The sequence below is a fragment of the Pseudomonas sp. W2Aug9 genome, assembly GCF_023127755.1.
GTDB lineage: Bacteria > Pseudomonadota > Gammaproteobacteria > Pseudomonadales > Pseudomonadaceae > Aquipseudomonas > Aquipseudomonas synxantha_A.
Map to the genome: position 1 here is coordinate 37,939 of NZ_SPKL01000006.1, position 12,115 is coordinate 50,053.

At 58.8% G+C, this 12,115-nt stretch carries 8 protein-coding genes; 6 read left to right on the forward strand and 2 right to left on the reverse strand.

Features of this window, described 5'->3' with window-relative positions; translation table 11 throughout:
• Positions 1–172: 172 nt before the first annotated feature.
• Both E3O56_RS03265 and E3O56_RS03270 read left to right on the forward strand, forming a co-directional pair.
• Complete coding sequence (locus E3O56_RS03265; RefSeq protein WP_248127847.1) at positions 173–5,020, forward strand: DUF6543 domain-containing protein; 4,848 nt, start codon at positions 173–175, stop codon at positions 5,018–5,020.
• 114 nt (positions 5,021–5,134) lie between these two features.
• Entirely contained in the window at positions 5,135–5,353 is a 219-nt protein-coding gene (locus tag E3O56_RS03270; RefSeq protein WP_248127849.1) for a DUF2970 domain-containing protein, read from the forward strand.
• Here the strand turns inward: E3O56_RS03270 and E3O56_RS03275 are convergent.
• Positions 5,350–6,417 (reverse strand): ABC transporter substrate-binding protein, encoded by a 1,068-nt coding sequence (locus tag E3O56_RS03275; RefSeq protein WP_032875962.1) that lies wholly within the window; start codon positions 6,415–6,417, stop codon positions 5,350–5,352. The two genes, E3O56_RS03270 and E3O56_RS03275, sit on opposite strands and share 4 nt — an antisense overlap.
• Positions 6,418–6,841: 424 nt before the next feature.
• On the opposite strand from E3O56_RS03275, the gene E3O56_RS03280 reads away from it, so the two are divergent.
• The 3 genes from E3O56_RS03280 (at position 6,842) to poxB (ending at position 11,021) form a co-directional block, all read left to right on the forward strand.
• Complete coding sequence (locus E3O56_RS03280; protein ID WP_248127851.1) at positions 6,842–8,500, forward strand: nitrite/sulfite reductase; 1,659 nt, start codon at positions 6,842–6,844, stop codon at positions 8,498–8,500.
• The gene (locus tag E3O56_RS03285) at positions 8,484–8,978 is read left to right on the forward strand and encodes a DUF934 domain-containing protein (protein ID WP_005788729.1); all 495 of its coding nucleotides are present in this window, start codon (positions 8,484–8,486) and stop codon (positions 8,976–8,978) included. The genes E3O56_RS03280 and E3O56_RS03285 overlap by 17 nt, the downstream gene beginning before the upstream one ends.
• 318 nt (positions 8,979–9,296) lie before the next feature.
• The gene (gene poxB / locus E3O56_RS03290; protein WP_103734337.1) at positions 9,297–11,021 is read left to right on the forward strand and encodes a ubiquinone-dependent pyruvate dehydrogenase; all 1,725 of its coding nucleotides are present in this window, start codon (positions 9,297–9,299) and stop codon (positions 11,019–11,021) included.
• A gap of 51 nt (positions 11,022–11,072) precedes the next feature.
• On the opposite strand, the gene E3O56_RS03295 is transcribed toward poxB, so the two are convergent.
• Positions 11,073–11,630 (reverse strand): NAD(P)H-dependent oxidoreductase, encoded by a 558-nt coding sequence (locus E3O56_RS03295; protein ID WP_005788734.1) that lies wholly within the window; start codon positions 11,628–11,630, stop codon positions 11,073–11,075.
• A gap of 227 nt (positions 11,631–11,857) precedes the next feature.
• Between E3O56_RS03295 and E3O56_RS03300 the strand changes: the two genes are divergently transcribed.
• On the forward strand, positions 11,858–12,094 hold the full coding sequence (locus E3O56_RS03300; protein WP_032875971.1) for a hypothetical protein: 237 nt from the start codon (positions 11,858–11,860) through the stop codon (positions 12,092–12,094).
• The last annotated feature ends 21 nt before the right edge of the window (positions 12,095–12,115 follow it).

A 12,115-nucleotide genomic window follows, 5' to 3' on the forward strand; every position in this document is an offset into this window, starting at 1 on the left:
CTCCTTTGAAATGGACTGACAGCACATCACGGCGCCCGCTAGGCCAGGCGGTGCATATATGACGTCGTGCGCGTTCGGGGCGGGGCGCCGGCAGTGGTATTCCTGTACCGCCTGCGGGGTCACCACATTCGATTTCCTGTCGCTTCTATCAAACAGGTAAAAGGATTTCATCATGCCCACCCCGAGCACCCCCACGACCCTGAGCCAACTGCCCGCCCAGGCCATCCATGCGCATTTCGCTACGCGCCCGGCCTTGTATTCCGTGGTGTTCAACGCCCTGCGCAGCCGTATCCTGGAGCGCTATCCGTCGCTCAAGCTGGACTTGGCTACCGTCAAGCTGGCCATCCCGCACCCCGATGGGGTGTACACCTACCGGTCGTTGATGGAAGTTGCCATCGCCCATGTGCTCAACCCACAGCTGCTCGACCTGCAGCCAAAACGCGAGCTGGCGTACTACTTGACGCAACAGATCCCCACGATCCTCAAGCCTGATGCCGCGCCGCTGATCGACATGCAGGCAATCGCAAGCATCATTGATGAACTGCCCGAATCGATTCACCTGTATTTCCAGGCTGCGCTGGCCGACTACTGGAGCGAAACCGACAGCCATGGCAGCAGCCGTTGGCAGTGGCTGGGCGAATTTCTCAACGGCCGGATGACGGCAATAGCCGCCAGCCAATCGAGCTTGAACCCGACCCAGCGGGACATGCTCAGGGTCGTCGCTACCTGGCCGGTGCAAGCCGAGCGCCTACCCCAATCCTCACCCGCCACCTATGTTTATTTGATTGAGAACACATTCACCCATGCCGGCGAACAGGTCAGCCTGCTAACCCCCGACCTGCTGCTGGTGCGCGACAAGCAGGTGCTGCTGTACAGCGTGGCCGGGGATATCCAGGCGTTTGACGGCCTCGATGACTTCGGTGTTGCCTGGGGAGCCAGGATGCAGGCGCGCTTCCAGTTCGACAGCCTTACGTGGCGGCGCAACGAACCGGACGGCAATGTGTTCGAGCAACAGGCCGGCCTGATCCTCAATCAGCAACTGGAAGATCTGGCGACGTTGAAATTTCAGGGCCAGGACGAAAGAACGCTTGAACGACGCCTGGGAAAACTCACCGATCCGGCGCTGCTGTTTACCCAGGTGCCGACAGCCGCTGAGCCGACCTTGCAAAAGGTCAATGAGCAACTGCCGCCATGGCTCGCCCAGGCCAGCGCCACCGACCGTTTTGCCTACCATCGCCACGTACAGGACATGGCGCAGGTGCTGCAACGCAACCAGGGCCGCTCGTTCAACGAGGGCATTGAAAACATCTACGGTTTCAGCCGCGCCGCGCTGCGCAAGCAGATGCAAGCCGATCATGGCGACTGCGACCCTGACGAAGTGGTGCTGGACTTTGCCGTGGCCGCCGGTTATCCAGGCGGCGCCGGTATTATCGAGCATGTGCGCATGTCGCTGACGGAGTTGGCGCTGAAGAACCTGGCCGGCAAACCTAAAGGCACACTGACGCTCTCAGCCAAAGGCTCCCAGGCGCTGCCGACCTGGCTGGACGAAGACTACCTGCTGGGCAGTACCGGGCTGATCCAGCGTGTCGATATCGGCGCCACCTATCCACAAACAATCAAAGACACCTTGTTGTCCGACACGGTTGACGCGCGCCGCCGGGAAACCCTGTTTACCCGCGAACTCAAGGTCAAGCTGCCGATGCAGGCACTGGAATACAAGATTCGCGGGCAGCATGGCGTCACCGTCACCGGTTATCGCTACGTCAAAGCGTTGATGGGTGAAATGCCCTCGGACCGAATCGTCGACGAACAGGAGATTGTTCTGCGCCCATTGGCCCTGTGCCGCAAGCCCGGGGCCGCACCGGATGAAGTCAACAACGCGTTCATTATCGAGCCGCGTGATACGAGTGTCGGCCCGCACCTGCTGTACCAGCCGCTGTATGCCGAGGCCCTGCATGAATACCCGACCCGCCAGGCCTTGCTCGACGCACTGGCCGCGCCCGGTGCGTTGCAAGACACGGTGCTGGCGTGGCTGAGCGACACGGCCCGCCCCATCTATGACCATGGCGGCATCAAGGAACCGCACATCATTCGTTTCCTGCCCGGGGATGAATTCAGCATCCCTGAAAAGCCAGCACCTGCGACGCTCGCCGTCGATGAAGGCGCGGGCGAATGGCTGCAATCGCAAGTCAACGGTCAACTGCTCAATCATCTGTTCGGCAGCACGGCACGGGCCTTGGTCGACCTGGCGGACCGCGAGTCGGTGTCCAACCACGAAAGCCGCTGGGCCGTCGTGATGGAAGGCGCGTGGTTGCTGTTCAATACCCTACTGTTACCGCTGGTACAGGGCCCGGCCATGCTGGCTGGTTGGTTCATGGTGCTGGTCAGCAGCCTGGAGCAGGATCTGGCCGGCCTGGACAGCAACGATCCCACCACCCGTGAGCTGGCCCTGATCGATCTTTTGCTCAACACCGCCATGGTGCTGCTGCACGCCACTGCCCCTTCCGATCGGTCTCGACAGCCGTTGTCGGAGCCCTCCGCGCAGGAGCATGCCCTGCACCTGGAAACGTGGCGACGCCCGGTGGGCCTGCCCGCTGCGCAAGAAGCGCCCATAGTGCGCCATGGCCCAGTATCGCTGCCCGGTGAACCACCGGCGACCGGCCACACGGCCCTGGACTTCGGTCACTCGATTGCCAGCCCTCAAGCCGGCGCGAAGTTGCTCAAGGCGCTGCTCGATGTGCAAGTTCCGTGGCCCACTCCGCTACCCTCCCCTCTAACACACGGTGTTCTCAAAGGGCTGTACTGGATTGACGGCAAGTGGCACGCCAGCATCGGCGGGTTGTTGTTTCAGGCGAACGTGGTGCCGGGTTTCAACGAGGTCTACCTGGTGCATCCGGACCATCCCCAGCATCCCGGCTTCAAGCTGGTCAGCGATGGCCAAGGGCATTGGCGGCTGGACCGGCGTGCCAGGCTGGAGGGTGGCATGCCCAGGGACAGCTTGAGTGGGTGGAAGTCAAAGCGTGACCAGCGTATTCGCACGTTAAAACAAGAATTTGACGCGCTCTTGATAGAGATGAATTCAGAAGTGATCTCTACCGCTGTGTTGGAGTCCATCTTGAATACGACCCGCGCCAATCTGGCCGACCAGGCAACACTTCTGAGAAAGGACTGGCTACTCCTCGGCACCTCAGCCAGCATCCCGCAGCTTCACGCCCAGGTCGCCAGGCGCCACGCGGCCAGGCGAGTCGATACAGCACATGCCAGGGCCCAGTGGGAAACAGCACTCGACAACTACCAACAAAACGGCCGGACATTGATCCCTGTGATGCAACGAATCGAAGCCAAGGCCGATGAACTGATGCAAGCCGACCGCACAGATTCCACACGCAGGCAAACACGAGATAAGGCCACAAGAATCATCTATAGCTACTGGAGTTCGGTCTTTGCGTGTCTGGCGCAAAAAATGGCCGACACTCTGGTAAGCGACAACGGCGAAAACTCCGACGAGCTCGGTGAGCGCGCCAATCGAGAATTACCGGAAAACATCACACATGCCTACGATGAGTACATCAACACCAAAAAGCGCCAAGTAGCGGCCCTCAATCAAATGATCGAGCCGGCAGAACAGATCGAGACCTTCCTCAAGCAAGCCGACCCTGCACTGCGCCCATTACTGTTGGAAGGAGACCCTTCCGATCAAAACATCTCCTCAGTGGCGATCAAACAGCATGCACTGCTAGTGTTCACTGATTTGGTGTTCAATCGAACCCATCGCCCAATGGGGGTGATGGAGTTTCCGTTCATCCGTGTACTCCACGACCCCCAAATCGTCAGCATTGTGCTCGCACATACAGAAATGCGCACCACCTCAGGCTACTCGACGGTGGAGCAAATCAATGTCCTCAAGGGTGCCCTTGAGCGCTATGAGCAACTGGAGAATGCCGTTAAGTCGTTGTACGAAATGAACTCCGGTTTCGTGCGGGAGGCTTATCGCGTGTCGTACCTAGAACACCTGGGTGAGGCACGTTCAAGCCTTGAGGCGCAACTGGCCAACTTGATCCTCGTTGAAGAAAAGATTGCCCCCAGGCCGGCTCTCGACAAAACCAAACGACAAAAATCCACCACCCGGCGGGTGATCAAAACCGCAGACAAGAAGAGTCTGGTGGGCGACATGCGTACGCACCAGCCCAATGAACCGGGCAATTATGTCGACATTGCCGACCCACTCACCGGCGCAATCATCGCCTCTTACCACGAACATCCCAGCGAAGGCGTTTGGAAAATCGTCAAGCCCGAGAGTGTGCCGGCAAAAACGCCCGCGCCTGTGGTTCGCTCATTGAAAAGAATCAAAGCGGATGCACAAACCATCGAAAACGAGCGAACCAGTATCAATGAACGTATTAGCTTCCAACAGCGCAAACTCCAGGAGCCCAGTCAACGCGAGACAGTCAACCCCAGGGATTGGGAGGAGATGCTGAGTCAACATGCGGCAAAATTTTCAGCATTGGCCAAGGAGCTTGAGAGCGCGACTGGCGAAGAAGCCGCTGCCCTGCGCAAGCGCTACGATGACGCGGCAAAAGCTGCCTCTAAACAGGCTCACAAGGTGTGCGCCGAAGGGTATCTGTTACAGCGCCCCAAAGCCTACAAGGTCGATTATTTACACACACATGGTTTTGTTGATATCAACCTGGTGAAGAAAAAAAAACGTATTCCACTGAAGGCCGGTGACTTTCTCACCGAATATGTCATACGTGACAAACGTAAAATCAAACCAGGAATAAAGTGGGAGGAAGCTAACCTGTGGTACGCGCACTTCCATTACACCTCCGTCGACTCTCCCGTCTCACCGCCTAATTACGGCCACCTGAAGACCCCAGCAGAACGCCTGTTTACGCGCAAAGAACTGATGGAGCGGGACAAGGCCAATAACCGCGTCGTGATCTATCTGGATGACGCACGGATCGATGCGCCGCTTGATCAGAAGCTGTTCCTGCACCTGGAGGTGTACGGTCGTTCTTGATCGTTTCCACTCGTGGGAACGATCAAGAAGCAGGGTTCAGAGGGCTGATACAAGCCAGCCGCGTGCTGCCCAATTGTCTATGCTCTGTAAGACAGCCTTGCGCACGAGGGTTTTATGAACGATCCAGCCAAAAACAAGCCGCCAACCTTCTGGCAAATGCTCCACAGCGTCCTGGCAGCGGCCTTTGGTGTTCAGAGCGGCAAGAACCGCACCCGTGACTTTACCCACGGCAAGCCCAGCCACTTTGTGATCCTGGGCCTGCTTTTCACGGCGGTATTTGCCTTGACGTTGTTCGGCATCGTCAAGCTTGTGCTGCACTTGGCCGGGGTTTAACGCAGCAGTAATTGCAGGCTGAACGGGTACCGGTAGGATGCCGGCTTGCCTACGGCCGACAGTGCACGAAAATCCACCGACGGCGTCGACGCCTGCAACTGTCGCGCCTGGTCGGCATCGATCAGTTGGAACAATGCTTGTTGACGGTCGCGCGTGCCGGTCGCGCCGATATCGATACCCTTGGCATGGTCATTGATCAACACCATCGCCCATCCGCCCAAAGTGAAGTGCCCTGCCACCAAGGTACTCAGGCGCCCATCCAAGCGTGCCCTGAGGATTTCTGGCGAGCTATTGAGCGCACTGAACAACACGTCTTTACCCGGCACCCGCCCGCTGTCTTGCAGGGCCTGCATGGCACCCAGTGCCATTTCATCATTGGCCGACCACACCAATGCGGCCTGCGGGTAGCGTTTGAATAACAGTGTGGCCTGCTCAAAGGCACGCTGGCGGTTCCACTCACCGTAGACAAGCTGACGCAGACGCACTTGGGGGTGCTCGGCCAACGCACGGCGCAAACCTTTTTCACGCAACTGCGCAGCCGGGGTGTTCTTGGCTCCGGAAAACGCCAACAGCTCAAGGGATGCCCCTGGCGCGAGCGGGGCATGGTTGCCTAGCAGGTCGATGAGCATCAGGTAACCGGCCTGCTCATCGTCGGCCACCAGGCTGCCGATCCACTCAGCGTCTTTATGGGCATCCAGCAATTGCACCTGATCGCCGGTCAGTGCGTTATTCACAATCAGTAGCTTGACCCCACTGCCCCGGGCCATGCGCAAGATCGGCGGGGCTACATATTGCTCATTGACCAGCACCAGATAGTCGGGCCGCTGACTGCCTTGCAGCGTCTCACGGGCTTGTGCCAGGGTGTTATCGGCATTCCGCTCGGAATAGCGCACGCGCAAATCCAGGCCGAGGTCCTTGGCGGCGGCCTGCATGAATTGCGCATAACTGACCCAAAAGGTTTCCGTGGACGAGCCTGGGTTAAGAAAAACCACCGACGCCGCCCGGGCCATCGCCCCGTACGTCGATCCTGCTAACCACATACACGTAATCAGAACCTTCAACATGGTTGTTTCGAGCCTGGAATATTGATCGCCATAATAGTGGCAATGCGACAGCAAATCGAGGCTCAGTCAACGCTCTTTTACTGGTGGCTGACCCAGAACACGGCCGTCCCGACCACCAAGATGATCAGGAACAGAATGGCCCAAGCATCCACGGTACTGTCAGGTTTACGGGCTTTGGTGGAATTGCTCATTGCATCGCCTCTTGTCAGTTTTATAGGTGACGGCACTAAGACTCGACCACAGTAAAGACCAGAGTTGCCCCTATGACAAATGTGGGTATGGCGATAACAGTTCTCATTAGTCAGTTTGGTTATTTACATATACCCAAACATCACTTTTGCGCATATACGCAAACTGGTATCGTGCGCCGGCTCCGTTGGGAGTGCGCGGCCGTGCGCGCAGATTTGCCGAGAACAGGACCTATATGTACGTATACGACGAATACGATCAGCGCATCATCGAGGACCGCGTCAAGCAGTTCCGTGATCAGACCCGACGCTACTTAGCAGGTGAACTGAGCGAAGAAGAGTTCCGCCCTCTGCGCCTGCAAAATGGCCTTTATGTTCAGCGCTTTGCGCCGATGCTGCGGGTCGCCGTGCCCTATGGCCAGCTGACTTCGCGCCAGACGCGAATGATGGCCAGGATTGCCCGCGACTTCGACAAAGGCTATGCCCACATCAGTACCCGCCAGAATGTGCAGTTCAACTGGCCGGCCCTGGAAGACGTGCCGGACATCCTGGCTGAACTGGCCACTGTGCAAATGCACGCCATTCAGACCAGCGGTAACTGCCTGCGCAACGTGACCACCGATCAGTTTGCCGGCGTGGCTGCCGACGAGTTGATCGACCCACGGCCGTGGTGCGAGATCGTGCGCCAGTGGACTACCTTCCACCCTGAGTTCGCCTACCTGCCGCGCAAGTTCAAGATCGCCATCAATGGCTCGACCTCGGACCGCGCCGCCATCGAAGTGCACGATATCGGCCTGGAGCCGGTGTACAACGCTGCCGGTGAGCTGGGTTTCCGCGTGCTGGTGGGTGGTGGATTGGGCCGTACCCCGGTGGTCGGCGCGTTCATCAACGAGTTCCTGCCGTGGCAGGACCTGCTGAGTTACCTCGACGCCATCCTGCGGGTCTACAACCGCTACGGCCGTCGCGACAACAAGTACAAAGCCCGGATCAAGATCCTGGTCAAAGCGCTGACCCCTGAGGTGTTTGCCCAGAAAGTCGACGCCGAAATGGAACACCTGCGCGGCGGCCAGACCACCCTGACCGAAGCCGAAGTGCACCGCGTCGCCAAGCATTTTGTCGATCCTGAATATAAAGCCCTGCGCAACCAGAACGCCGAACTGGCCGCCCTTGACCAGCAACACCCAGGTTTCGCCCGCTGGCGCACGCGCAACACCCTGGCGCACAAGAAGCCAGGCTATGTGGCGGTGACCCTGTCGCTCAAGCCCACCGGCGTTGCCCCAGGCGATATCACCGACAAGCAGCTGGACGCCGTTGCCGACCTGGCCGAGCGCTACAGCTTTGGCCAACTGCGTACCTCCCACGAGCAGAACATCATTCTTGCGGACGTCGAGCAAAGCCAGCTGTTCAGCCTGTGGGGCGAGTTGCGCGAAGGCGGTTTTGCCACGCCGAACATTGGCCTGTTGACCGACATCATCTGCTGCCCGGGCGGCGACTTCTGCTCCCTGGCCAACGCCAAGTCGATCCCGATTGCCGAATCCATCCAGCGCCGTTTCGACGACCTGGACTACCTGTTCGACATCGGCGAGCTGGACCTGAACATCTCCGGTTGCATGAACGCCTGTGGTCACCACCACGTCGGCCACATCGGCATCCTGGGCGTGGACAAGAAAGGCGAAGAATTCTACCAAGTGTCCCTGGGTGGCAGCGCCAGCCGCGATGCGAGCCTGGGCAAGATCCTTGGCCCATCCTTCGCCCAGGAAGCCATGCCCGAGGTGATCGGCAAGCTGATCGACGTCTACATCGAACAGCGCACCGAAGATGAACGTTTCATCGACACCTACCAGCGCATCGGCATCGACCTGTTCAAGGAGCGCGTCTATGCAGCGAATCATTAAGAACAACGAAGTCGTCGACGAAACCTGGCACCTGCTGCCCAAGGACGCGAGCTTCGACGGCATCTCCAACTGCGACGACCTGATCGTGCCGCTGGCCCTGTGGCGCGAACACGGCCACGCCCTCAAGGCCCGCGATGGCGGCCTGGGCGTGTGGCTGGACGCCGATGAAGAAGCCGAGGAAATCGGTGACGACGTGGAACACTTCCAGGTCATCGCCCTGAACTTCCCGGCGTTCACCGATGGCCGCAACTACTCGAACGCCCGCCTGCTACGTGACCGTTATGGCTACAAGGGCGAACTGCGGGCGATTGGCGATGTGCTGCGTGACCAGTTGTTCTACCTGCACCGCTGCGGGTTCGATGCCTTCGCCTTGCGCGCCGACAAAGACCCGTACGAAGCGCTGGAAAGTCTCAAGGACTTTTCGGTGACCTATCAGGCTGCGACGGACGAGCCGCTGCCGCTGTTCCGTCGACGCTGAGTATCAAAATGTGGAAGGGGGCTTGCCCCCGATGACGGAGTACCAGTCAACAGATTCGTTGCCTGATCCACCGCTATCGGGAGCAAGCCCCCTCCCACATTTGGTCCTGCTTGGCTCTGCAAATTTGGGTGGGCAGACCAAGGCCAACGTCGCCCCGTGCATTGCGCTGGTACGTGACCAGTGGTTCATCCCCCGGCGCCCCCGCCAATACCGCGTGGCCATGAAGCAATCTTCACACTATAGGGTGAGCATTCGCTGTAATCGAACTGTCCTCTACTGATCAGCAGTTTTTAACCTCACTGACGACTGGAGTTCCTCATGGCGAAAATCAACCTGGCCCAGCAACTGGCGACCACCCTTGAACAGGCGGGTATCAAGCGCATCTGGGGCCTGACCGGTGACAGTCTCAATGGCCTGACCGACGCACTGCGCAGCATGGACAGTATCGAGTGGATGCATGTGCGCCACGAAGAAGTCGCCGCCTTTGCCGCCGGTGCCGAAGCCGCCGCCACGGGGGAGTTGACGGTGTGTGCCGGCAGTTGCGGGCCGGGCAACCTGCATTTGATCAATGGTTTGTTCGACTGCCATCGCAACCATGTGCCGGTGCTGGCGATTGCTGCGCAAATTCCGTCGTCGGAGATCGGCCTCAACTATTTCCAGGAAACCCATCCCCAGGAACTGTTCAAGGAGTGCAGCCATTTCATCGAGCTGGTGAGCAACCCCGAGCAGATGCCCCAGGTACTGCACCGTGCCATGCGCTCGGCAATCCTCAACCGCGGCGTAGCGGTGGTGGTGATTCCGGGGGATGTGTCGTTGCTTGAAGTGGAAGATAAACTCAAGCCCTGGCCAGCTCTGCACGCACCGCGCACCTTACCGGCTGAGCAGGACCTGCAACGCCTCAGCGAGATCCTTCAGGGCAGTGAAAAGGTCACCCTGCTGTGCGGCAGCGGCTGTGCCGGTGCCCACGACCAAGTCGTAGCGCTGGCCGATGCGCTCGGCGCGCCGGTGGTGCACGCGTTGCGCGGCAAGGAACATGTGGAGTGGGATAACCCGTTTGACGTGGGCATGACCGGCCTGATCGGTTTCAGTTCCGGTTACCACGCCATGCTCGACTGCGACACTTTGATCATGCTCGGCACCGACTTCCCCTACCGCCAGTTCTACCCCACCGATGCCAAGATCATTCAGGTTGATCGCGACCCGCAAGCCCTGGGACGACGCGCCACGCTGGATCTGGGCATCGCCGCCGATGTCAGGGAGACCATCGATGCCCTGCTGCCGCGCCTGACCCGCAAGACCGATCGCAGCTTTCTTGAGACCTCGTTGAAGCACTACGAGAAGGCCCGTCAGGGGCTGGATGACTTGGCGCAACCCTCCAAGGCGAATCGACCGATCCACCCCCAGTACGTCGCACGCTTGCTCAGCGAGCTGGCCGACGATGATGCGATCTTCACCGCCGACGTCGGCTCACCCACGGTGTGGGCGGCGCGTTATTTGAAGATGAATGGCAAACGCCGGCTGATCGGCTCGTTCAATCATGGCTCGATGGCCAACGCCATGCCTCAGGCCATCGGCGCCCAGGCGGCATTCCCTGGGCGCCAGGTGATTTCAATGTCGGGCGATGGCGGTTTTACCATGTTGATGGGGGATTTCATTTCACTGGCGCAGTTGAATTTGCCGGTGAAACTCATTGTGTTCAATAACTCGTCCCTGGGGTTTGTGGCCATGGAAATGAAGGCTGCCGGGTACCTGGACACTGGTACCGAGTTGAAAAACCCGGACTTCGCGGCCATGTCCAATGCCATGGGCATCCTGGGGATTCGTGTGGAGCAATCCGAAGACCTCGAGCCGGCTTTGCGCCGCGCATTGGCCCATGATGGCCCGGTGCTGGTAGACGTGGTGACCGCCACTCAGGAACTGGTGATGCCGCCAAGTATCAAGCTGGAACAGGCCAAAGGGTTCAGCTTGTATATGCTCAAAGCGGTGATGAGTGGGCGCGGGGATGAGGTGATTGAACTGGCCCGGACCAACTGGCTGCGTTAAACGAAAAGGTGGGAGGGGCTTGCTCCTCCCACACCTGAGCGCATTGCCCGATCAAGCCTTCTGTTTTTCCACCCATTTGCCGTAGGCATCGATAAATGCTTGCAAGAATGGTTTGGTCTTTTCCGACACCTTGCCCGCCTCATCGAACACACTGCCCGCCCCACCCAGGTAAGCTTCCGGCTGCTGCATGCACCACACATCCAGGAACACCAGTGACTGGCGCAGGTGATGATTGGCGCCGAAACCACCAATGGCACCCGGCGACACACTGATGATCGCACCAGGCTTGCCGCTCCAGGCGCTTTGCCCATATGGACGAGAACCTACGTCGATAGCGTTCTTCAACGCTGCCGGTACGGAGCGGTTGTATTCCGGGGTCACGAACAGCACCGCGTCGGATGAACTCACCTGTTGGCGGAAAGTACTGTAGGCTGCGGGCGGTGTTGCACCGTCGATGTCCTCGTTGTAGAGCGGCAAGTCGCCGATTTCAACAATGTTCAACTTGAGATTGGCAGGCGCCAGCTCGGCCAAGGCCAGGGCGACCTTGCGGTTGATCGACGCTTTTCTCAAGCTGCCCACCAGGACGGCAATCGTGTAGACCTTGCTCATTGAGGTTTCCCGACTTCTGAATAAAGGAGCTTGTAGTTATAAAGGCTTAGCGGCGTGTTCACCAGAGGGTTTCGATGATTACCGGGGCGTTTTCCTTGCAGTAACCTGCGTAGGAAGTGTCTGAAAATATCAGCGAATAGTATTTTTTTATTATAGGTAAACTACCCCGCTCCCTGACGGTCTACAGAACCGCAAATCGAGCGTTTATCTCCAGAGGTTCTAAACAGATGGCAGCAGTACTAGTCGGACAGTTCCATGCCAGAGACGCGGAAGGCCGCGTATATTCGGTGCATGAGTTCCAGGAATCCAACCCGGCGCAAGGCGACCTGGCTGGCTCGACGCCCACCACCACCTACAAGCTGGCCATTGGCGACCGTGTAGAGAAACTGGAAGGCGATGAATTCAAACTGATCCAGTCGGGGACCATTCTCGTCCGCGAATCGAAAACTACCCTGGCATCATAAGGGTCCCCGTTTGTACACCCG